General features: G+C 64.1%; 23 protein-coding genes. 12 read left to right on the top strand and 11 right to left on the bottom strand.

Features of this window, described 5'->3' with window-relative positions; all coding sequences use genetic code 11:
- The first annotated feature begins 146 nt into the window (after positions 1–146).
- The gene (locus tag V7R84_RS09750) at positions 147–860 is read left to right on the top strand and encodes a hypothetical protein (protein ID WP_338568376.1); all 714 of its coding nucleotides are present in this window, start codon (positions 147–149) and stop codon (positions 858–860) included.
- A gap of 110 nt (positions 861–970) precedes the next feature.
- On the opposite strand, the gene V7R84_RS09755 is transcribed toward V7R84_RS09750, so the two are convergent.
- Complete coding sequence (locus V7R84_RS09755) at positions 971–1,297, bottom strand: hypothetical protein (RefSeq protein WP_338568378.1); 327 nt, start codon at positions 1,295–1,297, stop codon at positions 971–973.
- A 37-nt stretch (positions 1,298–1,334) separates the two neighbouring features.
- Between V7R84_RS09755 and V7R84_RS09760 the strand changes: the two genes are divergently transcribed.
- Positions 1,335–2,738 (top strand): FAD-dependent oxidoreductase, encoded by a 1,404-nt coding sequence (locus tag V7R84_RS09760; protein ID WP_338568381.1) that lies wholly within the window; start codon positions 1,335–1,337, stop codon positions 2,736–2,738.
- Positions 2,739–2,798: 60 nt separating this feature from the next.
- On the top strand, positions 2,799–4,493 hold the full coding sequence (sucB, locus tag V7R84_RS09765; protein ID WP_338568384.1) for a 2-oxoglutarate dehydrogenase, E2 component, dihydrolipoamide succinyltransferase: 1,695 nt from the start codon (positions 2,799–2,801) through the stop codon (positions 4,491–4,493).
- Between the two features lie 114 nt (positions 4,494–4,607).
- On the opposite strand, the gene V7R84_RS09770 is transcribed toward sucB, so the two are convergent.
- The 5 genes from V7R84_RS09770 to purN all read right to left on the bottom strand — a co-directional run bounded on the left by V7R84_RS09770 (position 4,608) and on the right by purN (position 8,926).
- The gene (locus V7R84_RS09770; protein ID WP_338568386.1) at positions 4,608–5,597 is read right to left on the bottom strand and encodes a malate dehydrogenase; all 990 of its coding nucleotides are present in this window, start codon (positions 5,595–5,597) and stop codon (positions 4,608–4,610) included.
- A 61-nt stretch (positions 5,598–5,658) separates the two neighbouring features.
- Complete coding sequence (locus V7R84_RS09775; protein ID WP_338568388.1) at positions 5,659–5,943, bottom strand: DUF3017 domain-containing protein; 285 nt, start codon at positions 5,941–5,943, stop codon at positions 5,659–5,661.
- Positions 5,924–6,787, bottom strand: coding sequence for a bifunctional methylenetetrahydrofolate dehydrogenase/methenyltetrahydrofolate cyclohydrolase (locus V7R84_RS09780; RefSeq protein ID WP_338568391.1), 864 nt, complete (start codon positions 6,785–6,787; stop codon positions 5,924–5,926). The genes V7R84_RS09775 and V7R84_RS09780 overlap by 20 nt, the downstream gene beginning before the upstream one ends.
- Before the next feature lie 10 nt (positions 6,788–6,797).
- Positions 6,798–8,354, bottom strand: coding sequence for a bifunctional phosphoribosylaminoimidazolecarboxamide formyltransferase/IMP cyclohydrolase (purH, locus tag V7R84_RS09785; protein WP_338568394.1), 1,557 nt, complete (start codon positions 8,352–8,354; stop codon positions 6,798–6,800).
- The gene (gene purN, locus V7R84_RS09790) at positions 8,351–8,926 is read right to left on the bottom strand and encodes a phosphoribosylglycinamide formyltransferase (protein ID WP_338568396.1); all 576 of its coding nucleotides are present in this window, start codon (positions 8,924–8,926) and stop codon (positions 8,351–8,353) included. The genes purH and purN overlap by 4 nt, the downstream gene beginning before the upstream one ends.
- A gap of 163 nt (positions 8,927–9,089) precedes the next feature.
- Here purN and V7R84_RS09795 point away from each other — a divergent pair, with 163 nt between their 5' ends.
- On the top strand, positions 9,090–10,259 hold the full coding sequence (locus V7R84_RS09795) for a TIGR04053 family radical SAM/SPASM domain-containing protein (RefSeq protein WP_338568398.1): 1,170 nt from the start codon (positions 9,090–9,092) through the stop codon (positions 10,257–10,259).
- Here V7R84_RS09795 and V7R84_RS09800 read toward each other — a convergent pair.
- On the bottom strand, positions 10,248–11,528 hold the full coding sequence (locus V7R84_RS09800) for a DUF6350 family protein (protein WP_338568400.1): 1,281 nt from the start codon (positions 11,526–11,528) through the stop codon (positions 10,248–10,250). The genes V7R84_RS09795 and V7R84_RS09800 overlap by 12 nt on opposite strands.
- Before the next feature lie 102 nt (positions 11,529–11,630).
- Between V7R84_RS09800 and V7R84_RS09805 the strand changes: the two genes are divergently transcribed.
- Positions 11,631–13,487, top strand: a complete 1,857-nt coding sequence (locus V7R84_RS09805) for a hypothetical protein (protein ID WP_338568402.1) — start codon at positions 11,631–11,633, stop codon at positions 13,485–13,487.
- A gap of 144 nt (positions 13,488–13,631) precedes the next feature.
- Positions 13,632–14,675 (top strand): M23 family metallopeptidase, encoded by a 1,044-nt coding sequence (locus V7R84_RS09810; protein WP_338568404.1) that lies wholly within the window; start codon positions 13,632–13,634, stop codon positions 14,673–14,675.
- 67 nt (positions 14,676–14,742) lie between these two features.
- Here the strand turns inward: V7R84_RS09810 and pcrA are convergent, their stop codons facing one another.
- Positions 14,743–17,139, bottom strand: a complete 2,397-nt coding sequence (gene pcrA, locus V7R84_RS09815; protein ID WP_338568405.1) for a DNA helicase PcrA — start codon at positions 17,137–17,139, stop codon at positions 14,743–14,745.
- Between the two features lie 30 nt (positions 17,140–17,169).
- On the opposite strand from pcrA, the gene V7R84_RS09820 reads away from it, so the two are divergent.
- Complete coding sequence (locus tag V7R84_RS09820; protein ID WP_338568407.1) at positions 17,170–18,402, top strand: phospholipase D-like domain-containing protein; 1,233 nt, start codon at positions 17,170–17,172, stop codon at positions 18,400–18,402.
- A gap of 69 nt (positions 18,403–18,471) precedes the next feature.
- Positions 18,472–18,735 (top strand): GlsB/YeaQ/YmgE family stress response membrane protein, encoded by a 264-nt coding sequence (locus tag V7R84_RS09825; protein ID WP_338568409.1) that lies wholly within the window; start codon positions 18,472–18,474, stop codon positions 18,733–18,735.
- A gap of 78 nt (positions 18,736–18,813) precedes the next feature.
- Here the strand turns inward: V7R84_RS09825 and V7R84_RS09830 are convergent, their stop codons facing one another.
- On the bottom strand, positions 18,814–19,479 hold the full coding sequence (locus V7R84_RS09830) for a response regulator transcription factor (protein ID WP_338568412.1): 666 nt from the start codon (positions 19,477–19,479) through the stop codon (positions 18,814–18,816).
- Positions 19,476–20,720, bottom strand: a complete 1,245-nt coding sequence (locus V7R84_RS09835) for a PspC domain-containing protein (RefSeq protein WP_338568414.1) — start codon at positions 20,718–20,720, stop codon at positions 19,476–19,478. The genes V7R84_RS09830 and V7R84_RS09835 overlap by 4 nt, the downstream gene beginning before the upstream one ends.
- A 127-nt stretch (positions 20,721–20,847) precedes the next feature.
- Between V7R84_RS09835 and V7R84_RS09840 the strand changes: the two genes are divergently transcribed.
- The 3 genes from V7R84_RS09840 to V7R84_RS09850 are packed head-to-tail and all read left to right on the top strand — an operon-like array spanning position 20,848 to position 22,387.
- Positions 20,848–21,939 carry a PspC domain-containing protein gene (locus V7R84_RS09840; protein ID WP_338568416.1) on the top strand — a complete coding sequence of 364 codons (1,092 nt, stop codon included), beginning with the start codon at positions 20,848–20,850 and terminating at the stop codon, positions 21,937–21,939.
- Complete coding sequence (locus V7R84_RS09845) at positions 21,936–22,145, top strand: hypothetical protein (protein ID WP_338568419.1); 210 nt, start codon at positions 21,936–21,938, stop codon at positions 22,143–22,145. Before V7R84_RS09840 ends, V7R84_RS09845 begins: the two co-directional genes overlap by 4 nt.
- Positions 22,145–22,387, top strand: a complete 243-nt coding sequence (locus V7R84_RS09850; protein ID WP_338568422.1) for a PspC domain-containing protein — start codon at positions 22,145–22,147, stop codon at positions 22,385–22,387. The genes V7R84_RS09845 and V7R84_RS09850 overlap by 1 nt, the downstream gene beginning before the upstream one ends.
- 562 nt (positions 22,388–22,949) lie before the next feature.
- On the opposite strand, the gene guaA is transcribed toward V7R84_RS09850, so the two are convergent.
- Positions 22,950–24,503 carry a glutamine-hydrolyzing GMP synthase gene (gene guaA / locus V7R84_RS09855; protein WP_338568425.1) on the bottom strand — a complete coding sequence of 518 codons (1,554 nt, stop codon included), beginning with the start codon at positions 24,501–24,503 and terminating at the stop codon, positions 22,950–22,952.
- Positions 24,504–24,629: 126 nt separating this feature from the next.
- On the opposite strand from guaA, the gene cysK reads away from it, so the two are divergent.
- Positions 24,630–25,559, top strand: a complete 930-nt coding sequence (gene cysK / locus V7R84_RS09860) for a cysteine synthase A (protein ID WP_338568428.1) — start codon at positions 24,630–24,632, stop codon at positions 25,557–25,559.
- Positions 25,560–25,642: the final 83 nt, after the last annotated feature.

Genomic DNA, 25,642 nt, shown 5'->3' on the forward strand with positions numbered 1-25,642 from the left:
CTCGGGGCGCCACACAAAGATCCCTGGGCATCGCTACCTCGTTCCCACGAAAAGACCCCGTGACTGATAATTTGACACGAGACTCGGCGCCATCCCAGCAACTCGAGAAGGCGCCCGATCCGTCGAGGCGAAATCCAGGAGCCCGCATGCACATGACATTCCGGGAAACCGAACTCGACCGTATGACCCGGTCGGGCTGGATGGCCCCTGCTGTCCGGGAATTGCTCGCAGATCGCGGGATGCCCACTCCGGTAGAACATCTCGAGGCCATCCAGGACATCGACTGGTGGAAACGTGCCGAACGCACGGCAGCAGCGCTCCGGGAACATTGTGCGACATTCCGTTTCGGAGAGATGACGGATTTCGGCTTGCTGCTGATCCCATCCCCGGAGAAAATCGATACCCGTTCCCACCTTCCACCTGTGGTTCGGAAACAGCAGAATTCGGATCTCAGCGAGGATTTCGTGGACCCTGCGCTGGGACAAGGCGTTGACCTCACCCTCCCCGAAATCCCGTGGACACCGTTCATCTCGGTCGTCGGCCCCCAGGGCATCTCGGCAGGAAGCCACATGGATGTCCGAACTGCGGAGCGGCGACGTTTCGAGGTTCTGGGACACGACACCCGCGACGCCATGACCCGCCAGCTGTGGGGAGCACGTCTGCTTCAATCACCCGTCGGGGTGATACCTGACAGCGATTACAACGACGTCTGGACGTTCACCCTTTTCCCTGCCGAGCCCTTGGTGGCTGGAAAGGCTACGTCAGGAACGGTGCTGAAAGGACGAGTACGTTTCCGCCTGGGAAAGAGCAACCGGGGAATCAGCAGCGCCCGGGTCGCCCCCGGCATTCCGGTGCCCTGATCTGCGGCACAATCAGCCCGCTCACCAGACGAGAAAATCGCTGACAGCGATGCACTAGAGGAGCATATTCTCGGCTGAGTTGAGTCGCGGGCTCTGTGGTAGAGCCGACTTCATCCAGAGATCTTCTTGTTCCTCGCCCCGTATTCGCGCATGCGTTGCGGATACGGCACCACTCCCGCGTCATAGGCTGGAATGTCGTGGCGGGAGGCGAAGTCATAGCCGAAGGCGATCGAAGGGATAGCACGCCGGGTTGATTCCCCATCGGCGGCCACCAGCAGGATCGATGGTTTGTTGAAGCTGGTGGGTTGCTCCAGCCAGGCCTCGACGCCCCGGCGGGTGGTCACAAAGCCATCGAGATGGTCGAGGAGCACACCGTCCACTTCCTTCTGCTCCTTGGCGACCTTTGCAGCAACCTTGCGCTTCGAGAACCAACCCACCCGAACATTATGCCGGGAGGATGGAAGACTGTCCCGCATGACGCAAGTTCACGACCTGGCCATTCTGGGCGGTGGTCCCGCCGGTTACGCGACCGCGCTGCGGGCCACGCAGCTCGGCCTGGACGTGGTGCTGGTGGAGGAGAAGGAGGTGGGCGGCACCTGTCTGCACCGGGGGTGCGTACCCACCAAGGCGTGGCTGCAGGCCGCGAAGATCCGTGCCGCCGTCGCCAAGGCCGACAGGGTGGGAATCGGCGCCATCCTCACCGGGGTGGACGCCGCCAAGGTGCGAAGTTTCGCGGACTCCGTGGTCTCGGGGCTACACCGCGGGCTGACCGGTTTGATCCGTTCCCGCGGCATCCGGGTGATTCCGGGACATGGTCGACTGGTGGTCGATGCCGAAGGACCCGCCCTCGACGTCGACGGAGAACTGCTGCGCGCCCACAACATCGCCCTGGCAACCGGATCGACCCCCGTGACGCTGGGCCTGCCGACCGATGGGGAACGCATCCTCACCAGCGAGCACGCGCTGCGCCTAGAACGGCTTCCCGGGCGGGCCGTCATCCTGGGCGGCGGCGTCATCGGGGTTGAGTTCGCATCTCTCTGGCGCGACCTGGGAGTCGATGTGGTCCTGGTGGAGGCGGCGCCACACCTGCTCCCGAACGAGGATCCGGACCTCGTCGCCGTGCTGGAACGACGCCTGAGGGCCCGGGGCGTCGAGCTGCGACTCGGGGAGAAAGCCAAGGGGATCGTCCGTGACGGCGACCAGGTGCGCCTGCAGCTGCCCGAGGAGATCATCACCGCGGATGTCGCACTGATCGCGGTGGGCCGCCGCCCCCTCACTAGTGGCCTTGGATTGGAGGAGGCAGGCGTCGCCCTCACGTCCACGGGGCATGTGAGCACCACCCGGGAGCTCGCCACCACCATCGCGAGAGTATTCGCGGTTGGGGATCTGGTCGTGGGCCCGCAGCTGGCGCACCGCGGCTACGCGCACGGCATCTTCCTGGCAGAGCACCTGGCCCATCTGATGGGCGAGCGTCCCATCCGTCCTCGTCCTCCCGAAGACCGTGACATCCCGCGGATCACCTATTCGAGTCCGCAGTTCGCATCGGTAGGTATGACCCGGGAGCAGGCAGCAGCGACCGGAGGCTGCGAGTTCTCAGATTTCGACCTGCGCGGCAATGCCCGCGCCCTGATGCTGGCTCCCGGGGACCGCGACGCGGGACTGGTGCGGGTGGTCCGGCGTCCGGGCGGCCCGGTCGTAGGTGTTCATGCCGTCGGCGATGAGATCGCTGAGCTGATAGCCGAAGGAACACTGATGGTGGGTTGGCAGGCCACCCCTGACGACGTGAAGGACCTGATGCACCCGCATCCGAGCCTCAGTGAGGCGCTGGCGGAGGCAAACCTCGCCCTCGCCGGGTCAGCCCTGCACATGCACACCTGATTGAAGGATAGGCTTGGGACGGATAGCGACGCGCCAGACACAAAAGGAGCCAATGTTCACATGTCAACTGAAGTAAAACTCCCGGTACTGGGCGAGTCGGTCACCGAAGGCACCATCTCCCGCTGGCTGAAGGCCGTCGGAGAGATCGTCGAGGTGGACGAGCCCCTCCTCGAGGTCTCCACGGACAAGGTAGACACCGAGATTCCCTCCCCTGTGGCCGGGACCCTACTGGAGATCAGGTTCAACGAGGACGACGTGGCGGAGGTCGGTGCCGTCCTGGCGGTGATCGGCGAAGCCAGTGAAACTCCTACACCGCCAGCAGCACCAGAACCCCAGCCCGTTGCAGAAACCGCGCCAACGCCCGTCGCGGAGCCTGCCCCTGCATCAACACCTGAGCCCGCAACGCCGCAGGCCGCATCCACCGGAGACGCCACCGAGGTGGTTTTGCCTGCGCTCGGTGAGTCGGTGACCGAGGGCACCATCTCCCGCTGGCTGAAGGCCGTCGGAGAGACCGTCGAGGTGGACGAGCCCCTCCTCGAGGTCTCCACGGACAAGGTAGACACCGAAATCCCCTCCCCCGCCGCGGGAACCCTCCTGGAGATCCGTGTCGCAGAGGACGAAACCGCAGCAGTTGGCGCCGTTCTGGCGTTGGTCGGAGATGCTGCCGCTGCCACGCCAGCACCGGCCCCTGAGCCCGCTCCGCAACCCTCTGCCGCCGCACCGGCTCCTGCCGCGCCGGCCACGCCCCCTTCCCCGGCTCCTGCCGCGCCGGCCACCGCTCGCCGGGCTTCCTCCGAGGAAGGGGTCTACGTCACGCCTCTGGTTCGCAAACTCGCTGCCGAGCACGGCATCGCCCTGAACTCCGTCCGGGGTACCGGCGTCGGAGGTCGTATTCGTAAACAGGACATCCTTGATGCCGCCGAAGCTGCCAAGAAGGCCTCTTCCGCGCCCGCTCCCAGCGCTGCTGCCGAGGTGAGCGCGCCTGCTGCCGCGGCTCCCCAGGTTGCCGCTGTCTCGGAGGAAGCAGCGAAGCTGCGCGGCACCACGGAGAAGCTGTCGCGGATGCGCAAGGTGATCGCGGAGCGGATGACGGAGTCGCTGCGGGTGGCCTCGCAGCTCACCGCCACGGTCGAGGTGGACGTGACCGCCATCTCGAAGCTGCGCAAGGCTGCGAAGGACGAGTTCAAGAAACGCGAGGGCGCCTCCCTGTCCTATCTGCCGTTCATCACGAAAGCCACGATCGAGGCCCTGAAGGCGATGCCCATGCTCAACGCCTCACCCGATTTCGAAGCGGGTACCGTGACCTATGCATCGCAGGAGAACATCGGCATTGCCGTGGACACCGATCGCGGTCTGATGGTGCCTGTGATTCATGACGCCGGGGACCTGAACCTGGCCGGGCTTGCCAAGCGCATCGGTGACCTGGCGGCGCGCACCCGCGCTGGAAAGGTCGGCCCCGACGAACTGAGCGGCGGCACCTTCACCATCACCAACTACGGCTCGGCGGGGACCCTTTTCGACACCCCGATCATCAACCTGCCGCAGGTGGCGATCCTCGGTACCGGTGCACTGGTGAAGCGGCCCGTGGTGGTCACCGATGCCCTGGGCGGCGACACCATCGCCATCCGGGACATGATGTACCTGTCGCTCACCTACGATCACCGACTCATTGATGGCGCCAAGGCCGCCAACTTCCTCAGCCTGATCAAGGCACGGCTGGAAGCTGGTGACTTCGCCGGAGAACTGGGGCTCTGATCCCACGAACTGAATTGGCCCGGGTCGCTTTCGTCGCGATCCGGGCCAATACCATCAGAACAACGACAGGTGCCCGGCGGAGAACCGCCGGGCACCTGTGCGTTTCCTACCGGATCAGATCAAACCGAGTTCCTTGACCGCCTTGCGCTCATCGAGCAGCTCAGCGACGGATGCGTCAATCTTGGCGCGGGAGAACGAATCGATCTCGAGGCCCTGAACGATCTCGTACACGCCGTTCTTGATGACACACGGGAAGGAGGAGATGACGCCCTCAGCAACCCCGTAGGAGCCGTCGGAGGGAACCGCCATAGAAACCCAGTCGCCGTCAGGAGTGCCAAGCACCCAGTCACGCATGTGCTCGACAGTCGCGTTCGCCGCAGAGGCAGCGGAGGACAGCCCGCGGGCCTCGATGATGGCAGCGCCACGCTTGGCGACCGTCGGGATGAAGGTGGATTCAATCCAGGCCTCATCGTTCACCAGTTCGGCGGCGTTCTTCCCACCCACCTCGGCGTGGAAGATGTCGGGGTACTGGGTGGAGGAGTGGTTACCCCAGATGGTCATCTTCTTGATCTCCTCGACCGGACGACCGAGTTTCTGGGCGAGCTGAGACTTCGCACGGTTGTGATCCAGACGGGTGAGGGCGTTGAAACGTTCCTTCGGGATGTCGGGAGCGTTGCTGGAAGCGATCAGCGCATTGGTGTTGGCCGGGTTACCGGTCACCAGCACACGGACGTCGTCCGCCGCCACATCGTTCAAGGCCTTGCCCTGGGCGGTGAAGATGGCGCCGTTGGCGCTCAGCAGGTCGCCGCGTTCCATGCCGGCCTTACGGGGCATGGCGCCGACCAGCATCGCCAGATTGACGCCGTCGAAGACCTTCTTCGGGTCATCGCCGATGACGATGTTCTTCAGGTTCGGGAAGGCGCAGTCGTCGAGTTCCATGACGACACCCTCCAGGGCCTTCAGGGCCGGGGTGATCTCCAGCAGACGCAGCTCGATGGGCCGATCACCCAGCAGGGAGCCGCTGGCTATCCGGAACAGCAGGCTGTAGCAGATCTGGCCGGCTGCGCCGGTCACTGCGATCTTGACGGGAGCCTCAGTGCTCATCGTGCGGACCTTTCTTTCGACGGTGATGTCCACCTCCGAGCCTATCGCCCATCTCCGCATCTCATGTGCCGGGGGGAACCACCAGCGCCAACACGCCGATCGCGGTGCCCAGACTGAAGAGGATGGTGATGTCCATCCAGCGTCGCCGGACCACCAGCAACCCCGAGACGTGGCGCGGCAGAAGCATCCGGGCGATCCCCCCGAGCAGGGTCGCCGCGGCCATCACCACCGCCCCGTAGCGCCAGTGCCCGAACCCCGCGATCAACACGCCGAGTGAGAACACGCCGAGCACTGCTGCCAACGGCCACGGGTTCGTGGGGAGTCGGTTAACTGTTGGGGTTGGCATGGAGTACCTCGGCACGGTCGACGACATTGCTGAGCAGCATGGCGCGGGTCATGGGACCCACCCCGCCAGGATTCGGGGTGACCCAGGCCGCTTTGTCCCACACATCCGGCGCCAGGTCCCCGGTGGTCCTGCCCTCGACCCGGCTGACACCGACGTCGATGCACACCGCTCCCTGACGGATCATGTCGGCGGTAATCATGCCCGGCTTCCCCGCCGCCGCCACCACGATGTCGGCCCGCCGGGTGTGTTCGGCCAAGTTGCGAGTTCCGGTGTGACACAGGGTTACCGTCGCGTTCTCGCTGCGGCGGGTCAGGATCAGCCCGAGGGGACGCCCCACCGTGATACCGCGACCCACCACACACACATCCGCCCCCCGCCATTCGATGCCGTGGCGGCGCACCAGCTCCACGATGCCGCGGGGGGTGCAGGGCAGGGGGGCGGGTTCGTTCAGCACCAGCCTCCCCAGGTTGATCGGGTGCAACCCGTCGGCGTCCTTGTCCGGGTCGATCAACCTCAGCGCCCGGTTCTCATCGAGATGTCCCGGCAGGGGAAGCTGCACGATGTAGCCGGTGCAGGCGGGGTCGGCGTTCAACGCCGCGACGGCCTCCTCCAGCTGCACGGCGGTGGCGTCAGCGGGCAGCTCCACCCGGATGGAAGCGATTCCCACCTGCTCGCAGTCGCGGTGTTTCATGCGCACGTAGTTCTGGCTGGCCGGGTCGTCACCGACGAGCACCGTCGCCAGCCCGGGTATCACTCCCACATCACGGAGTCGGCCCACCCGCTGCTTCAGTTCCGTCTTGATGGCGGCAGCCGTGGCTTTGCCGTCAAGGATTCCTGCGGTCATTGTCCCTGCCTCAGTGGGAGAAGTGACGGGTGCCGGTGAAGTACAACGCAACGCCGTGTTCGGCACACAGATCGATGGTTTCCTGGTCACGTAGAGAGCCGCCCGGCTGGACGATGGCCCGGACACCGCCGTCGATCAGGATCCGCGGTCCGTCGGCGAAGGGGAAGAAGGCATCGGAGGCGGCCACCGACCCGGCTGCCCGCTCCCCCGCGCGTTCAATCGCCAGACGGCACGAGTCGACGCGGTTCACCTGGCCCATGCCAACACCAACGGAGGCGCCGTCGTGGGCCAGGAGAATGGCGTTGGACTTCACGGCGCGGCAGGCCCGCCACGCAAAGGCCAGGTCGTCCAGGGTCGCATCGTCTGCCGCCTCGCCCGCTTTGAGTTCCCAATTCGCGGGGTCGTCGCCGGGAGCGTCGAGGCGGTCGGGTCGCTGAAGCAGGGCACCTCCGGAGATGGGATGGAGGACACGTTCCCGGTGTGTGTAGGGGACGGCCTTCAGCAGTCGCAGGTTCTTCTTCGTGGTGAGGATCGCCAGGGCCTCCGGGTCGAACTCGGGGGCGATCACGACCTCGGTGAAAATGTCCTTGATCTGTTCGGCCAGTTCGGCGGTAACGGGGCGGTTGGCGGCGATCACCCCACCAAAGGCGGAGACCGGATCGCAGGCGTGGGCTCTGCGGTGGGCCTCCGCGATGTCGGACCCCACCGCGATCCCGCACGGATTGGCGTGTTTGATGATCGCGACACACGGCTCAGTGAAGTCGCTCGCGGCGCGGTAGGCAGCCTCGCCGTCGGTGTAGTTGTTATAGCTCATGGGTTTGCCGTGCAACAGCTCGGCCTGAGCGATTCCCTTCGGTCCAGGCGGATAGATGTAAAGGGCCGCTTCCTGGTGGGAGTTCTCGCCGTAACGCAGGTCCTGTTTCTTCAGCCAAACTCCACCCAGCCAGTCTGGGAACCCGTCCCCGGTGGAGGCGACCACGGTGGCCCCCATCCAGGATGCGACGGCGATGTCGTAGGAGGCGGTGTGACGGAAAGCCTCGGTGGCGAGGTCGCGGCGCTGCTGGAGAGTGAAACCGCCGTCGGTGAGAGCAGCCAGGACGGCAGGATACTGCGATGTGGACGTGACCACCGCGACACTCGGGTGGTTCTTCGCTGCGGCACGCACCATCGAGGGCCCACCGATGTCGATCTGTTCAATACACTCGTCAGCCCCAGCACCGGATGCGACGGTGGCTTCAAACGGGTAGAGGTTCACCACCACCAGGTCGAAGGGAGCGACATCGAGTTCCTCCAGCTGGGAGACGTGGGCGGGCAGGCGGCGGTCAGCGAGGATACCGGCATGGATTCGTGGATGGAGAGTCTTGACGCGACCGTCGAGGCATTCGGGGAATCCCGTCAGCTGCTCAACAGGGGTTACGGGGATCCCTGCAGCAGCGATCCGGGTCGCAGTAGATCCGGTGGAAACCAGTTCCACTCCAGCGGTGTGGAGGGCGGTAGCCAGCTCCTCCAGGCCTTCCTTGTCGTAGACGCTGAGCAGCGCGCGGCGCAGCTGAATCCGGTCGGTCATGTCTCTCCTTCATTCCAGGCACGCACGGTCTCCACCAGTAGGCAGCGCTCCACCACCTTGATACGTTCGTGAAGGGTTTCGACAGTGTCGTCGGGCAACACGTCAACGGCCCCTTGGGCCAGGATCCTACCGGTATCCACCCCGGAGTCGACGAGGAAGATCGTTGCACCGGAGACCTTCACCCCGTGGTTCAAGGCGTCCCTCGGGCCGTGCATCCCGGGGAAGCTGGGCAAAAGCGCCGGATGGGTGTTGATGGTGCGTCCCCCAAAACGAGCGAGGAAACTCTTCCCCAGCAGCTTCATGAATCCCGCAGAAGCCACCAGGTCGGGCTGAAAGCCTGCGACGATCCCGGTCAGCTCGGCATCCCACTGATCACGATCCAAACCCTTGACGAGAGGGTGGGCAACGGCAGGCACCCCCGCGGCTCGGGCCCGTTCCAGGGCGTGGGCCGCGGGCTGGTCAGAGACCACCGCCACGACCCGAGCATCCACGTCCCCCGCGGTCACTGCATCAAGAAGGGCCTGCAGCAGGGTCCCTGAGCCAGACACCAGCACCACTACACGAGTCGTCACCGGACAACCGTAGCGCCGAGTCTCATGCCGCCCAGAACCGGCCAGGAAAGTTTCACCAGACTTCTTCCCACACGGTGAAGCCACACCCCGACAAGACCCATTGACTGGTTGGCGACACACGGTCCCGCAAACACGCCAACACAGTATCCGCTAGCGTCGAGGTATGCCGCATCCCCATTCGCACCGGCCCGGACATCCTCACGGGAAACCTTTCGGCGCCCGCCCGAACCTGGACTTCGACCAGGCCCCGTTCATCGTGATCTGGGAGACCACCCAGGCCTGCGATCTGGCCTGCCGCCACTGCCGCGCCTCCGCACAGCCACTGCGCAACCCAAACGAACTGACCACCGCGGAGGCGTTGAAGCTCCTCGACGACGTCCGAAAGTTCGGGCGCGTAGTGTTCGTTTTCTCCGGTGGGGACGCCTTCAAACGCCCAGACATCATCGATCTGGTGCGGCACGGCGCCGACATCGGGCTGCGCATGGCCATCACCCCCGCCACTACGTCGCTCGCCTCGCGCGAGCAGCTCCAGGCTCTCAAGGACGCAGGCCTGAGCCGACTGGCTGTCAGCCTCGACGGCTCCAACGCGACCATCCACGACGAGTTCCGCCGCGTGAAAGGCAGTTTCGCCCACGGCCTGCGCATCCTCCGCGAAGCCCAGGAGATCGGCCTGACCACCCAGGTGAACACGGTGGTGCGCAAGGCCAACCTCAACGACATGGAGGACATGTGCCGGCTCATGACGGAGTTGGGAATCGTCTTCTGGGAAGTTTTCTTCCTGGTCCCGATGGGGCGGGCCAAGAAGGAGGACGTCGCCTCAGCCGAAGGATTCGAGGCCGTTTTCAACCAACTCTACGATTTGTCCAAGACCGCTTCCTTCGACATCAAGGCGACCGCCGCTCCCCAGTACTCGCGGGTCGTCATGCAGCGCAAACGAGCCGAGGCACGGGCCGGGGCGGACACCGACATGGACGTACTGACCTCCGGGATGCACTACTCGCAGCAGGATGGCATCGGTCGTGCCCGCAACGTCAACGACGGTGACGGCTTCATGTTCATCTCCCACATCGGAGACATCTACCCTTCGGGCTTCCTGCCCATCAAGGCGGGCAACGTCCGAACCGACGACATCGAGGAGGTTTACCGCTACTCTCCGCTTTTCACGACACTGCGTGACCGCAGCCAGCTCAAGGGCAAGTGCGGCATCTGCTCGTACCGTTCCTTCTGCGGCGGCTCACGAGCCCGCGCCTATGCGATGACGGGTGATTTTCTGGCGGAAGAGCCCTTCTGCTCCCACGAGCCGCGGCGCCCTCACGAAGAGCTACCGGCGTAGCGTCTGTTCCTCCTCCCCACCCCGCTGCATGGAACTGTCCTGGCCGGTCTCGGCACAGTTTCGACGCCACGTCGGCCACTCCCGTCTGGCAAGCCCCACCACGAGTCCTGTCACCAGCCCGACCAGCCCGAGAATGCAGGGAGCGGTGATCGCCAGACCGCCAAGTCGGACCCCCACGTGGGCAAGGCGCTGCGTCCCCAATCCGCCAGAAGCGAACCATGCGAGCACGAACAGCAGCACCCCCGTGAGGATTCCCGCGATCCCACCGGTCATGGAGGTCTCGTAGAACCGCTCGGAGGAGCGGTTGAGTGTGACGACGAGGGTCGCGAGGACGCCTGCGAGCACTCCGCCTAGCAACCACAGCCAGGCCAGCTCGGGCACCGGTCCCGGATCTGGGACAGCTCCCAACACGGGAATCGAGGGCAGAAACCCCAGACTGGTCCCGTTCATGTCGAGCAGCGTCCCCTCTCCCAGGGTGACCCCCGCCCCCAGCGCCCAGGCCATGGCCCAGATGACCAGGTTCGGGAGCCACGCCAGCTGGATGACGATCAGCAGGATCCCCGCCGTGCCATCGCCACCTAGGCCGTCGGCGATCGCGGCGATACGCTCGCGTCCCAGGATGAGCACAACCGAAAGCAGGGCTGCCCCGGTTCCCACACAGATGAGGGCAGCCACCCCGATCCCCCGCGGAAACGACCGCGCCCGCACGGGCCATCGTTCACAGGGGTCGTACCCGACGGCACGCGTTACTCCCCAGAAACCGGAGATCCCCCCGATCAGCACGCTCCCTAGGAAGGCCCGGATCACTGACGTCTCCGGGACGAAAAACGCGATCAGGGTGATGAATACGATGTAGGTTCCCGCATAGGCGCCCCCGACCCGCAGCACCAGTCCTCGCAGGTCATCGGTCTCGTCGATGGCAGCGCGGGCTGCCAACCCTGCGACCGGGACCCCGAGCAGAATCAGTGCCAGGGCCAGACCGAGCGGCGCGATGCTGACTGACTGCCCTCCGATCGTGGTCACCGCCCCGTTAGCGAGCAACAACACCCGGGAGGCAAGCCCGAGCGCATCAGCCAGCTGCGATTCCGGGGAGGTCAGCCAACCGAGCGCGGCAGGACCCGCCATCAGCAACCACCCCGCGGCCGCCACCGCAAGCGCCCCCACCGGGGCCAACACGAACCACGGAATGGTCACCTGGGGCCTCGCCACGCGTGCGGCCTCGTCCACATCCACGGCTATCATCCGATGCCGAGAACCGCGTTCCGCCACACCAGCCTCCTTCCTTGATCCAACAGATCACCGAAGTCATGGGTACCCTGTACCAGTGAGATACCGCCCTGGTGGCGGTTCGTCATCCGCGTGGAGGTGAACATGACTGACTCCGGCAAGCAACGTCCCCGCAGGGCCTTCTCGGCGGATAATGCCCAGCCGGACGGCGTCGACGATACACGTAGCGGACATGCAGGCCGGGCCCGACGCGGCGCCGCTGACGACATCGACTCGCCGTTCACTCGCCCCGCCACATCCTTCGAGGAAAGCGCCGTTCCTGCACCGGTTCTCCCAGGAACGGAACGACGCGCCATGCCGGGTTCAGGGGCCGGCAGAAGAGCAATGCGGTGGGATGGGCTCAATGACGAAACCACTCCTGCAGGACGGGAATCGGTATCCGACACCACAGTGCATGCCACGACCCCGCCCACCCGGTACGCACCCTCCAAACTGGATTTCCAACACCAGAGCCAACAACCGGAATCCTCCTGGGGAGGCTGGCCCGATCAACTCTCCCCGCCAACCCGGGCATCCGAGCAACCCCGCACCACAACGCATCGCTCCCCGGCCCGGGCCGCAGATCCCGAGCCGGAAACGGACAAGCCCTGGAAGGCAAATTCCCAGAAGGAACGAAGCGAAGACTCCGCTACTTCACAAGGTTGGATCGCACATCACAAGCGCATGCTCACCACATGGGTGGTCACGGCCATCGCCGCGGCCGTCCTACTGGCAGGCGGGATCTTCGTGCTATCGCGCATGAATGCCCCCGGTCCAGCCGCCAGCAACGCCAACCCCAGCTCCTCGGAAACCGACAGCACCCCGGTCAATCTCACGGAGGCTTCGCTTCTCGACCCCTCGGATGCAGGCCTCATCGAACCAACTGCCAGCTGGAGCATCACCCAGACAGTCACGGAGAAGGGTAAAGAGTCACTTCGCAAGAAAGTGAGCTGTCTGGCGCCTGACCCTGCGGAGATCAACACGACTGCAGCCCTTCAACGCGCCCTTGGGACCCAGCAGGAGGACAAGCTGGCCCTCATCCACCAGATCGACGCGTACGCCAACGAGGAGACCGCCAAGAAGATCTATGAGCAGCGCGCCACATCCTTGGCCTCCTGCTCCGCGACTCCTGCTCTGATCACCGGCTCCTCCACTGTGGCCGGGCTCGGCGACGAGATGCTGCAGCTGAGCGTCCTTCAGGAGAGCAGCGCCCAACATCACACGATTCTGCTGGTGCGCACGGGCAAGGTGATCAACCTGCTCGACGTGGCACGCAATAACAGCGCCGTCGACCCCACAGGCGCGGCGAGCGCCCTGCAGCGCCCCCTGACCGCCACCTGCGAGGCCGCTGCCGGTACCTGCCCCACCACTCCCACAGTCACGCCGGCCGCTCCACCCGCCGCGAACCCGCCGGGCTGGCTGATCTCCAACGACATCCCGATCATCGCCCCGGGGCACCTGGACTGGAAAGGAAGCAGCAGCCCGAGGGAGGTGGAGCTCTCCGGGATGGGCTGCGAGGGCGTGAATCTGACCAGCGAGCAGGGCCCCACCGACCGCAAGCAACGCTCCTACACGGTCGGCTCCTCCGACGAGGCCTTCAAGGTTTTCGGCATCACCCAGTACCGTTTCACCTTCGCTGACGAGGCCGCGGCCACCGCCTTTGGGGATCTGCTCTCGGAGAACATAGCCTCCTGCGCCAAGAGGGTCGCGGCGGCCAAGGTCACGGAGCTGAGCCCCGTAACCACTGACGGCAGTGATGGACCGGCCGTAGCGGCTCGACTCTTCGACGTGAAACAACAGATAGCCGACGACGGCACCCAGCGACCGTATCAATTGATAGTCGCTAGATCCGGCACAGCCGTCAGCTATCTGCTGTTCACCGGCGTCGGGGAAACCCAGTTCACTGCGGAACAGCTCACGAACCTGGCTACGCGGCTCGGCCAGCGCACCGCACAGGGCTAGCGAGCCAGACCTGAAAGCAGGGATGGGAACACGATCGCCACGCGGTCGAGTCGTACGTTGACCCGACTCGAAACTTGATTTTGAGAGCATACTGAGAATTGCTAAGGTTTGTTTCGGACGTCCATCGAGAGCGGAGACACAGCCTTGAATCACACGGAAAAGGCCAGTACGCCAAAAAGGGCCATGGTCGAGGTCGATCCTTTCGACTTTCCCGGTGAGCAGTCGGACACAAACGACGTCATAGAGATCTCCACGACGTCCCCGACGAGACGGCGTCGGCGCTTCGGGAGGGTCTCAATCGCCTCCGGTCTTGCCGGTTTGCTCGCAGTCGGGACCCTGTTCGGTTGGGCGTGGTACTCCCGCACATCGGGGAACGAGTCTGTCTCCGATCAAGTGGCCAGCGACGCCGCCGTTCCGGAGGCCGCCGCACAGGCCGTGGAACAGGGTTTTGGCAACTCCGGCGCTTCCTCCCGCTCCGGGGTGCGCGGCGACCTGGATTCAGCCGTCGCGGATGAGAACGCCAAGGAACACGATGCCTCTCTCAAGTCATCCCATGACGATGCTTTGGAGACCAGCGCGGATGAGACCGCGGCTGAACGCGAGCAGCTGATCGAGTCCGACCTCAAACTTGTTGCCGCGCAGGCGGAAAAGATCGAGGCTGAGAAGAAACAGGCCGAGGAACGTCTCAACGCGGCGCGCGAGTCGCTGAAGAAGGCCGGGGTCGACACATCTCAGATCTCCGCCGAAGATCTGGCAGCGGCCTCCGCCGGGGGCGGCTCCATGCCGCTCAAGGAGAACTACTCCATCGGCTCCACCTTCGGGCAAACCGGCGCCTGGGCCCGGTACCACACGGGGCAGGACTTCCCGGCACCGGTGGGAACCCCCATCTACGCCGCCGCGTCCGGAATCGTGCTGAGTCCCACCGCTGCTTCCTGGGCGGGTAACAACGTGGTGATCATGCACCTGAACGGTGGCATGACCCTGTACGCGCACCAATCGCAAGTTGTGGTGAAACCAGGGCAGGCGGTCAAGGCCGGCGATCTGATCGGGTACGTTGGCCAGACGGGTCGTTCTTTCGGACCTCACCTGCACTTCGAGTACTACCCGGCAGGTACCACCCCTGGTGACGTCTACAAGGCCACCGATCCCATGGAGTTCCTTCGCAGCCAAGGCGTCACCATCCGCTGACGGTTCTGCGTTCTTTCTCGGTTCACGGGGTTCCGCGCATCAGCTCGGAACCCCGTTGTTCGATTCCCTACAGTTTCTCCATGGGCGCGTGACTGATGGCGAGACGTTTCTTCCCTGCCGACCCGAAATCCACGTCCACCTGTTGCTTCAGACCGGCCCCATGGACGGCCAGCACCGTTCCGAGCCCGAAAGCGGTGTGGGCTACACGGTCTCCGACCGCCAGGTCACTGACCGTCGGGCGTTTCCCGCCTCCGGTCCCGAAACTCATTGTTTCTCTGGTGCGTGACCTGCGCTCCGCGTTGCTGGCGGCCCACGTGGTCGGGGTCTCACCGAGACGACGCCAGTCCATCAGCCCTGCTGGGATCTCTTCCAGGAAACGGGAGGGTGGGTTGTAGCTCGGTTGCCCGAAGGTGACCCGCACTGTGGAACGAGACAGGTGCAACAGTGTGCGAGCCCGCGTGATGCCGACATAGGCCAGTCGGCGCTCCTCCTCCAGCTCGTCCTGCGATTCCATGGCGCACATGTGGGGGAACACGCCCTCCTCCATACCGGTGAGGAACACGGTGTCGAACTCCAGGCCTTTCGCGGTGTGCAGGGTCATGAGGGTCACCACTCCCTGCCCCTGTTCCCCATCCGGAACCTGGTCGGAGTCCGCCACCAGTGCGATTCGCTCCAGGAAGGCAGGCAACGAGGCATCAGGTTCGGGCATTCCCGCTGCCAGCCCGGAGTCACTCTCCTCGTCGAGATCGACAGCAGTCGTAGCCGCCACAAACTCTGCCGCCACGTTCACCAGCTCCTCCAGGTTCTCCAGACGCGTCTCGTCCTGGGGATCGGTGGAATTCTGCAACTCTGCAAGGTACCCGGAGTCACTGAGCACCGAGGTGAGGATCTCGTCGGCAGGATCGCCCTGGGCCATTTTCACGCGGTGCCGTTCGATCAGGTCCACGAAACCACGGATCTGTTTCATCGAACGGGTTGCAAGGCCTGGTGCATCCTCGCTGCGCGAAAGGGCCTCGAAGAAGCAGATGCGTTCCGCGCCGGCCAGCGACGAGATCGCCGCCACGGCCCGGTCACCAATGCCGCGTTTGGGAACGTTGAGAATTCGCCGCACCGACACGTCGTCGGCGGGGTTGGCGATAGCTCGAAGGTAGGCGATGGCGTCGCGGATCTCCCTGCGCTCGTAGAACCGCACCCCACCGACCACCCGGTAAGGCATCCCGACGCGGATAAAAACCTCCTCAAGCGCACGCGATTGGGCATTGGTCCGGTAGAACACCGCGACATCGCCGTAGCGCGCACGGCCATCATCGACGAGCCGGTCGATCTCCCCCGCCACGAACTGTGCCTCATCGTGTTCGGTATCAGCCACCCAGCCGACGATCGGGGCGCCCTCCCCCAGGTCACTCCACAACGCCTTCTCCTGGCGCCCTCGGTTTCTGGCGATCACCGCGTTCGCGGCCTGCAGCACAGTGTTGGTGGAGCGGTAATTCTGGTCTAACACAATCGTCCTGGCACCCGAAAAATCATTCTCGAAATCGAGGATGTTGCGGATCGTGGCCCCCCGGAAGGCGTAGATGGACTGGTCCGAGTCGCCCACCACCATCAGCTCGGCCGGATCCACCGTCAAAGTTCCCGTGGCCGACGGGGTGGTGTGTCCACAGAGTTCACGGATCAGCGCATACTGGGCGTGGTTGGTGTCCTGGTACTCGTCCACCAGCACGTGGCGAAACCTTCGGCGGTATTTCTCCCGGACCTCACGGAACGCCTGGAACAGGTGCACGGTGGTCATGATCAGGTCATCGAAGTCGAGGGCGTTGGCGGCCCGCAGCCGTTCCTGATAGTCCTCATAGACCTCGGCGTTGGTCTTCTCCACCGGGCTGGCGGCCTGTTCCTTCGCAGCCTCAAAATCCACCAGATCGTTCTTCCAACCGCTGATGGCGTTCATCACTGCGCGCACCGGAAATCGTTTCGGATCGAGTTGGTGGTCCCGCATCACCAAAGACAGCAGACGCTTGGAGTCGGTGTCGTCATAGATGGAGAAGGACTTGGTGATGCCGAAGCGGTCGATCTCGGAACGCAGGATACGCACGCAGGCCGAGTGGAAGGTCGAAACCCACATCAATGTGGCCCGATTGCCCACCAGCTCCGCCACCCGCTCTCGCATCTCGGCAGCTGCCTTGTTGGTGAAGGTGATGGCCAACACCGCACCGGGATGTACCCCCCGGACCCCCACCAGATGGGCGATCCGCCGGGTCAGCACCCTTGTCTTGCCGGAACCTGCACCCGCCACGACCAGCACCGGGGAACCGGCGTGAATGACAGCCGCCCGCTGTTGCTCATTCAAACCCGCCAGCAGTTCTTTCTCATCAACAGCCCGCGCAGCCCCCCGCGGAGAAGGTGTGGCGACGGTCGCCTCGTCGGGCGCGAAAACGGCGGCAAGATCGGGGAAGAGGGAGTCAGACATCGTGTCATCACCGTAATAGGCTTGGCCGTCATGAGGCGAGTCCTGAGATTCCTCCGTGTCGCGATTCCACGGATCAGTGCCGGCCTGCTGTTGGCGCAGATCGCCTTCATGATCGGTATCACCGGTCGAGAGTCGTTGCGAAAGAAGCACCGAAAGCTGCGACGTTTTCCTTACTCCCCTGCCACACCGGTGACCGTCGGTCAGGATGAAATCACCGTCTATACCTTCGGTGAAGAACTTTACCGGGACATGCTCGCCGCCATTGATGGCGCCCGGGATGTGGTGAACTTCGAAACCTACATCTGGAAGTCCGACGAGGTGGGAGAGGCTTTCAAGGATGCGCTTGGCAGAGCAGCTGCCCGTGGCGTCAAAGTGAACGTCATCTGGGATGATTTCGCGAATCTTGTGGTGCCGCGTCGTTTCTTTACCATGCCTGAGGGGGTGCTCGCGCTCCGGCATCCGGCTTTCCCGAAACCCTGGTCGCCGAGAACATGGGGACGCGACCACCGCAAGCTGCTGATCGTCGACCACGAAAAAGGATTCATCGGCGGCTACAACATCGGCAAGCTGTACGCGCAGCAGTGGCGCGATACCCACGTTCGCGTGATTGGCCCCGGGGCTGCTGAACTGGAGAACGCCTTCGTTGATTTCTGGAACCAGAACGCCAGCAGGCAGGGACTACCAACCCTCCCCAACGATCAGCAGCGTCGCTGGAATTCTCCGTTGAAAGTGCACCGGAACGTCCCACGGATTCAGGTCTACCCGATCCGAAACATGTACCTCGAGGCCATCGATCGCGCCACCGAACGCATCTGGTTGACCCACGCCTACCTCATCCCCGATGACGATCTGGTGGCCGCACTCCGGGACGCTGTGAAACGTGGGGTGGACGTCCGGATCATCGTTCCCGACCGTTCCAATCACGCCGTAGCGGACTGGCTGTCGCGGGGTTTCTACACCGACTTGTTGAACTCTGGCATCCGGTTGTTCCTCTATCAGGGCGCGATGGTGCATTCGAAAACCGCGGTGATCGACGGCACGTGGTCCACCATCGGAACCGCGAACCTGGATCGCCTGAGCCTGTGGGGCAACTACGAGGCGAACCTCGAGATCACCGACCGCGACGTGGCCACCCACATGGAACACATCTTCGCCGTAGACGAGGACAACACCGTGGAATTGACAGCTGACGCATGGCACCGTCGCCCTTGGTGGAAGAAACTCGCAGAATCCCTGCTCAGTCCTTGGCGTCCGCTGTTCTGAACGACACGCAGGGACGAACCGGGGGATCACCTGATGGTCTACGACGTTGCAACAAGGCATGCTTGACACATGCTCACTTTCATCGCATACATCATCATCGGTCTGATCGGCGGCACCATCGCCAAGGCGATCATGCCCGGCGAGGAGGGCGGCGGCTGGGTGGCCACCACCGCTCTCGGCGCCTTCGGCGCACTGCTCGCCGGCTGGCTCGGTCAACTGATCTTCGATTCCTCCTACCACGGGATCTTCTCCATTCGCGGCCTGATCTTCTCCGTGGTTGGAGCCGTCATCATCCTGGCGGTACAGGGCTGGCTCAAGAAACGCAAGGCCTGATATTAGGAGACGTGGTTCGCGGGAGCACCCTGAAGGGGGATCCCGCGAACCACGTCTCGAAAGCCGCAGATTTCCGATTCACACCAGATGCCGGTCCGTAGCCCACTTGGTGAGTTGATGCCGGTTGCTCAATTGGAGTTTCCGCAGCACTGACGACACGTGGGTTTCCACTGTCTTTATTGAGATGAACAGCTCCCGCGCCACCTCACGGTACGAATAGCCACGGGCAATCAGTTTCAGCACCTCACGTTCCCGAGAGCTGAGTCGGTCCAGTTCCTCATCAATGCTGGAGATGTCGACGGCTCCGGAAAAGGCATCGAGCACGAATCCTGCCAGTCGCGGTGAGAACACCGCGTCCCCGGAAGCCACCCGCTGGATCCCCTCGACAAGTTCCTCCGACGAGATCGACTTCGTCACGTATCCTCGTGCACCGGCCCGGATCACGCCGATCACATCCTCCGCGGCATCGGAGACCGACAGTGCCAAGAATTTCACTTCGGGCGCCTTCGCTGTGACCTGCTTGATCACCTCGGCTCCGCCGCCACCTGGCAGGTGAACGTCGAGCAGTACCACATCGGGTTTCGTCTCCAGGATCGAGGTGACCGACGACACCACGTCGTGTCCCTCTCCCACCACCTGGCACATTTTCCCGATCTCGTGGCGCACCCCGGCGCGAAACATGGCGTGATCATCCACGAGCACCACACGCAATTCTTCCAGCGGTTTGCTCTGCTCCTGGTTCATCGAATCAGCTCCAACCTGACCTCGGTACCTTCGCCCGGCGCCGTTCGGATCCGGGCCGTCCCTCCATGACGCTCCATTCGCGCCCTGATTGATTCTTTCACGCCTTGGCGGTCCGGGCGGATCATCGCCTCATCAAATCCGCAGCCACGATCCCGGATGAACAGCTCAACCTTTTCAGGTTCGACCTCGGCGAATACGTCGACCCGGGAGGCGCCAGAATGTTTGGCAGCGTTCATGACGGCTTCCCGTGCGGCCTGCACCAGCGCCATGGATGCCTCATCGAGATCCATGTCGCTCACGCAAATCACCTCAACCGCGATCGGAAACCGCTCCTCGACATCGATGCGCAGCTGCTCCAGGGCGCCCTTGAGGGCCTGTGCCCGGGTCTCCTCCCCATAGAGCCAGGTGCGCAACTCCCGTTCTTGACGACGCGCCAGCGAGGCCACCCGGACAGGGTCATCGGCCTGGCGTTGGATCAAGGCCAAGGTCTGCAACACGGAGTCGTGCAGATGGGCGGCCATGTCGGTCCGTGCTTCGGCACGCAACCTCTCCCGATCCGCGGTCCTGACCCGCGACCAGAGACGAAGCAGCCAGGGAGCCATGACGACGGCCACCCCCGCGAGAAGCGCGACGGCTGCAGCAACCACCGTCTGGAGGCCCTCCCAGCCGAACTGGGATGCGAGAAGCCAGCTGGTCCCAAAACCCACCAGAATCAATCCACCGACGAGCCGTGCGACGCTGGCAATCGTCCTGACTCGCGATCCGGATCGCTTACCCAGGGAGCCTGTCTTCAAACCGCCCCCGTCAGCCTGAACCCAGATCAGGACCACGCCAACGCCCGCCAGCAGAAACGGCCAGAACAGGGACATCCCCCGACCAGTGTCGGTGTCTTCGCCAGGGATCATCCCCCACAACACCCCGGCTATCAGCGCCCCGGCGGAGAAGAGCATTCCTGCATCGATCCGCCGCTCGACCCGCTGCGGTCGCATACTGGCCCGGGTCGCCCCCGCGAGTCCGGGCGCCTCCTCACGCTCGCCCGCAGGCACCAGGGCCCACAACACCCCGTACAGAAACATCCCCAAGCTGTTGAAGAACACCAACAGCACAAAAGCCACCCGGAACCAGAGCACGGGCAACCGCAGATGTGCAGCGATCCCACTCGCCACTCCGGCTATCGCCTTCTGGGAAAGGTCACGTTGCAGCTGTGGGGGATCGTTCGCGATGGATGGGTCGGAAGTCATGACCCTTCAAGGTTGACACGCCGGGAATCACCACGCCACCCCGCTCACCGGGTTTCGGGGCTCCTCAAGGACAACCTCAGGGGAAGTCCTGATGGCCGCTCACCGCTTCAGGGGTAAGACTGGAGACATGAACGAACTGGTGGATCTGGGAGCGCTGCACCCACGGCTCGCTCATCTGGACCGCCCGGCCGGCGGTCTCACTCCCGGATTCTGCCGGGCCATCGGCTCTCGTTTCGGGATTGATCCGCTGCTGATACGCATCCTCTTCATCCTGACCTCCGCACTGAGCGGGGTGGGTGTTATCGCATACGGCTGGGGAGTCCTGCTCACCCCGCGCACTGGACGTCAGGCTTTCATCCATCGGCTGCTTCCCGCGTTCAGCACCTGGAGCCTCCGGACCCAATGGACCATCATCGTCCTGAGCTCCACCCTGGTGGTGGCCGCGGTCTCACAGATGCTGTCCTCACTGTCCTCCGTGTTGTTGCTTCCGTTGCTAGCCCTGGTGCTGTATCGCCGCTGGCGGGAGCCCCGCAAGCACCCGGTTTCCCCTAGCATCCCCCTCTCCGATCGGGAGCAGCCCGCTGCCGAGGCTGATCCCCAGCTCCCCGTCGTGGATCTCTACGCCCCCGAGACCCCTGAACCCCAGCCCCCCGAACGCGGACAGTGTTCCTGGCTCGGCGCGGGGCTGGTGCTGTTCGTCGGATACCTCACGGCCACTGGTGTCGTCGTGTTTGATCTGCTGGACAATCCCCTCCTGGGTTTCTCCATCGTCCTCGGAGTCGTCGGCGTCATGATCCTCGGCTGGGGGCTGCTGGTGCGCAGTCGTCGCCTCCCTGCAGCATTGCTGCTGCTCGCAGTCATGTTCGCCGCCACCACCGCTGCTTTTGCCACCGTCGAGGTGGAGGTGGCCGCGAACTCTGTTGATGCCCGTTCCGACCAGGAGCGTTTCGACTATCAGTTCACGATGACCGATGAAGCAGTGGTGGATCTCCGGCACCTGCCCGCGGACAGCCCCGCGTTCGTTCATGTGCGAACCGCCATGAGCCAGGTTCGCATCATACTGCCGAGGCCACCGGCCCACCGCTACGTGCGAGCCTGGGCAATCGACGTGTCCTGGCCCGAGGGCACCGCTGCCCGGGAGCGCGATCCCGAGACCCGGGGAATCCAGTTGCTCATAGACGGGTACTTGTCCGACGTGAAAGTGGAGTATCCCTCATGAAACGGCTGGATGTTCCGACCATGGTCACGGGAGTGATCGTCATCGGTTTCGCGGCAATCTCCGCCTGGGCCGCCCTCGGCCAAGGATTCTTCGTCCCCATGAAGATGTTGTTCGCCGGCGTGCTGCTGGTGGCGGGGTCGCTGGGGTTGATGATCATCCTCGGACGTTCCCCCAGAAACAGGAAAACCAACGAAAGGAAAAAATGATGACAGTAGTTCGTTCAGACTCTGACAAGTGGATCGCAGGCGTCGCCGGAGGCATCGCCGAAGCGACCGGCTACGAATCCAGGACCGTACGTCTGGTGCTCGCTCTGCTCATGATGTGTGCCGGTTCCGGGCTCCTGATCTATTGCATTTTGTGGGCCATCATGCCACGTCCCACGGGTGGTTCCCTGGCCGAGGACGGGCTGCGGGAGATCAACAGGTGGCGCCAAGAACGTCGCCGCTGAACCCCCGGTTCCGAGCATCCCATCGGTCGGCACCTTGTCCGTGAAACCAGCGGGGAGGCGTATTCCGACTTTCAGGGTCGCCGGGCCGGAGCCAGGGCCTTATCAGCGCTCTCATCTCGGGGAGTTCGTCAGCCGATCCCCATGAGACGAAGACCTGCTCGATGCTCTGGAACCGACCCGGCTGCTCTTTATCGAGGAACCACGCCAAGAACTCCGAGGCGATCTCGATGGCGACACTCTGCACGCGACTGCCTCCGCGCACCGCACCCTCCCAAAGTCCGCTGCCAACGCTCTGACCCCAGCCGTTGCCGGGCAAGAACCTTCAAACACAAGGTGGGCGGTCTCGTCATTACCCGCGACCTGAAACTCATCGCGTACGCCTGCGACCGGACCCCGTGGACGCTGGCCGCATCACCACGCTGGTGCGAATGATCGATGCGTTCGACACCATTCGGATGATGACCGATGCGGGAGATGCGACTCGCGCTTCGAGCAGACCTGGAGTGGCTTGCCGGGAGGTTTTGTTCAGCCCCTGGGCACTGCGAAATGTCTCGCTCCGGAGCTATTCCCATTCGATGGTGGCCGGCGGCTTGCTGGTGATGTCCAGGACCACGCGATTGACCTCGGAGCACTCGTTGGTGATCCGGGTGGAGATCTTCTCCAGCAACTCCCACGGCAGCTTCGCCCAGTCCGCAGTCATGGCGTCGTCGGAGGTGACGGGACGCAGCACGATGGGGTGTCCATAGGTGCGTCCGTCTCCCTGCACTCCGACGGAGTGGACATCGGCAAGCAGCACCACCGGGAATTGCCAGATCTCCCGTTCCTTCCGGGCGTTCGCCAACTCCTGGCGGGCGATGGCATCGGCGCGACGCAGCACGGCCAGCCGCTCGGCAGTCACTTCACCGATGATGCGGATCCCCAGGCCGGGGCCGGGGAACGGATGCCGCCACACGAGCGAATCGGGCAATCCGAGCTGCAGACCGACGGCCCGCACCTCGTCCTTGAACATTGTGCGCAGCGGCTCGATCAACGTGAACTGCAGGTCCTCGGGCAAACCGCCCACGTTATGATGCGACTTGATGTTTGCGGTCCCCACTCCCCCGCCAGACTCCACCACGTCGGGATAAAGGGTTCCCTGCACCAGGAAGTCGATGCCGCGTTCCCCCGCCAGTCGGGCAGCCATCGCCTCAAAGGTGCGGATGAACTCGCGGCCAATGATCTTGCGTTTCTCCTCCGGCTCCGTGACCCCAGCCAGAGCACCGAGGAAACGCTCGGACTCGTCAGCCACCACCAGGTCCACTCCGGTGATCTCGACGAAATCCTCCTTGACCTGTTTGGCCTCCCCCTCACGCAGGAGTCCGTGGTCGACGAAGACACAGGTCAGTTGCGGCCCGATGGCCCGCTGTACCAGCGCCGCGGCGACGGCAGAGTCCACACCTCCGGACAGCGCACAAAGCACCCGGCTGTCCCCCACCTGGGCGCGGATGTCCGCGATGGCCTCGTTGACCATGTTCTCGGGGGTCCAGTCGGGGGCCAGCCCTGCGATGTGGAACAGAAAGTGCTCCAGCACCTGTTGCCCCCACTGGGTGTGCGCGACCTCCGGGTGCCACTGCACCCCCGCCAGTTTCCGCATCCGACACTCGAAGGCTGCGACAGGAGCGCCCGCCGTGCGCGCCAGCACATGGAAACCCTCCGGGGCGCGGGAAACGGAATCCCCGTGACTCATCCATACATTGAGCGTGTTCGGGAGGGTCGCCAGGAGTTTGCCGCTGTTCTGGATGGACAGGGGCGTGCGACCGTACTCGCGCTGCCCCGTCTTAGCCACCGCCCCTCCCAAAGCCTGGGCCATGGCCTGGAAGCCGTAGCAGATACCGAAAACCGGGATCCCGGCCTCGAACAGTGCCGGATCGACCCGCGGTGCATCATCTGCGTAGACCGACGACGGCCCGCCCGAGAGGATGATGGCCGATGGCCGCCTGGCCAGGATCTCCTCCACGGAGGCCTCGGAACCGATGATCTCAGAGTAGACGTGGGCTTCACGGACCCGCCTGGCGATGAGCTGCGCGTACTGGGCGCCGAAGTCGACCACGAGTACCAGATCGTGCTGGGAAGTCATGAGCGAGAGTCTAGGCCCAGCCGTTCCCGTTGAGCCAGAACACAAAGCACCTGCACCAAGTGTCCAATATGTGATACGACGAGCCGTAGTGGGAATAGCGACGATCCAGACACCGTTGTCCCTTACATGACCGTTTACTCCAATGTCACAGAGCTCATCGGACGCACCCCGCTCGTCAAGCTGAACCGCATCGCCGGGAACAACGCGACCGTCGCCGCGAAGCTCGAGTTCTACAATCCGGCCAATTCCGTCAAAGATCGCATCGGAGCCGCCATCATCGAGGCAGCAGAGGCCTCCGGCGAGCTGAAGCCGGGCGGCATCATCGTCGAGGGCACATCCGGCAATACCGGTATCGCGCTAGCGATGGTTGGCGCGGCAAAGGGATACACAGTGGTTCTGGCGATGCCCGAGACCATGTCTCTGGAGCGCAGGGCCCTGCTGCGCGCCTACGGCGCTGAGCTGGTACTGACCCCCGGTCCTCTGGGCATGAAGGGCGCCGTCGCGAAGGCCGAGGAGATCGCCGAAGAGCGTGGCGGCGTTCTGGCCCGTCAGTTCGCCAATCCCGCCAACCTGGACGTGCACCGCCGCACCACCGCCGAGGAGATCTGGGCCGACACCGACGGCAAGGTCGACATCGTGGTGGCCGGTGTCGGCACCGGCGGCACGGTCTCTGGCGTCGGACAGGTGCTCAAGGAGCGTAAACCCGAGGTGAAGGTCATAGCCGTCGAGCCCGCCGAGTCGCCAATCCTGTCCGGCGGCGAGCCCGGCCCACACAAGATCCAGGGCCTCGGTGCGAACTTCGTCCCGGAGATCCTGGACCGCAACGCGATCGACGAGGTCATCACCCGCAACATCGACCAGTCCCTCGAGTTCGCCCGGGCAGCCGCCACCAAGGAGGGTCTGCTGGTCGGTATCTCCTCCGGCGCCGCACTATCCGCCGCCGTCGAGGTCGCCAACCGCCCCGAGAACGCCGGCAAGACGATCGTCGCAGTACTGCCCGACTTCGGTGAACGCTACCTGTCCACCGTTCTGTTCGAGGGTCTCCTCGACGCCTGATCGCCGGGGTAAAGAAGAAGCGGGCCCCTGCAACCGCCTCAACCAGCACACCAGGCTCCCCCACCACCCATCGAGTGGTGGGG

This window comes from Arachnia propionica (genome assembly GCF_037055325.1).
GTDB lineage: Bacteria > Actinomycetota > Actinomycetes > Propionibacteriales > Propionibacteriaceae > Arachnia.

Excerpts from the sequence above, each read along its gene's own strand:
- V7R84_RS09750 (WP_338568376.1), top strand. The coding sequence starts at position 147 with ATGCACATGACATTCCGGGAAACCGAACTCGACCGTATGACCCGGTCG.
- V7R84_RS09760 (WP_338568381.1), top strand. The coding sequence starts at position 1,335 with ATGACGCAAGTTCACGACCTGGCCATTCTGGGCGGTGGTCCCGCCGGT.
- sucB (WP_338568384.1), top strand. The coding sequence starts at position 2,799 with ATGTCAACTGAAGTAAAACTCCCGGTACTGGGCGAGTCGGTCACCGAA.
- V7R84_RS09770 (WP_338568386.1), bottom strand. The coding sequence starts at position 5,597 with ATGAGCACTGAGGCTCCCGTCAAGATCGCAGTGACCGGCGCAGCCGGC.
- V7R84_RS09775 (WP_338568388.1), bottom strand. The coding sequence starts at position 5,943 with ATGCCAACCCCAACAGTTAACCGACTCCCCACGAACCCGTGGCCGTTG.
- V7R84_RS09780 (WP_338568391.1), bottom strand. The coding sequence starts at position 6,787 with ATGACCGCAGGAATCCTTGACGGCAAAGCCACGGCTGCCGCCATCAAG.
- purH (WP_338568394.1), bottom strand. The coding sequence starts at position 8,354 with ATGACCGACCGGATTCAGCTGCGCCGCGCGCTGCTCAGCGTCTACGAC.
- V7R84_RS09795 (WP_338568398.1), top strand. The coding sequence starts at position 9,090 with ATGCCGCATCCCCATTCGCACCGGCCCGGACATCCTCACGGGAAACCT.
- V7R84_RS09805 (WP_338568402.1), top strand. The coding sequence starts at position 11,631 with ATGACTGACTCCGGCAAGCAACGTCCCCGCAGGGCCTTCTCGGCGGAT.
- pcrA (WP_338568405.1), bottom strand. The coding sequence starts at position 17,139 with ATGTCTGACTCCCTCTTCCCCGATCTTGCCGCCGTTTTCGCGCCCGAC.
- V7R84_RS09820 (WP_338568407.1), top strand. The coding sequence starts at position 17,170 with ATGAGGCGAGTCCTGAGATTCCTCCGTGTCGCGATTCCACGGATCAGT.
- V7R84_RS09825 (WP_338568409.1), top strand. The coding sequence starts at position 18,472 with ATGCTCACTTTCATCGCATACATCATCATCGGTCTGATCGGCGGCACC.
- V7R84_RS09830 (WP_338568412.1), bottom strand. The coding sequence starts at position 19,479 with ATGAACCAGGAGCAGAGCAAACCGCTGGAAGAATTGCGTGTGGTGCTC.
- V7R84_RS09835 (WP_338568414.1), bottom strand. The coding sequence starts at position 20,720 with ATGACTTCCGACCCATCCATCGCGAACGATCCCCCACAGCTGCAACGT.
- V7R84_RS09840 (WP_338568416.1), top strand. The coding sequence starts at position 20,848 with ATGAACGAACTGGTGGATCTGGGAGCGCTGCACCCACGGCTCGCTCAT.
- V7R84_RS09845 (WP_338568419.1), top strand. The coding sequence starts at position 21,936 with ATGAAACGGCTGGATGTTCCGACCATGGTCACGGGAGTGATCGTCATC.
- V7R84_RS09850 (WP_338568422.1), top strand. The coding sequence starts at position 22,145 with ATGACAGTAGTTCGTTCAGACTCTGACAAGTGGATCGCAGGCGTCGCC.
- guaA (WP_338568425.1), bottom strand. The coding sequence starts at position 24,503 with ATGACTTCCCAGCACGATCTGGTACTCGTGGTCGACTTCGGCGCCCAG.
- cysK (WP_338568428.1), top strand. The coding sequence starts at position 24,630 with ATGACCGTTTACTCCAATGTCACAGAGCTCATCGGACGCACCCCGCTC.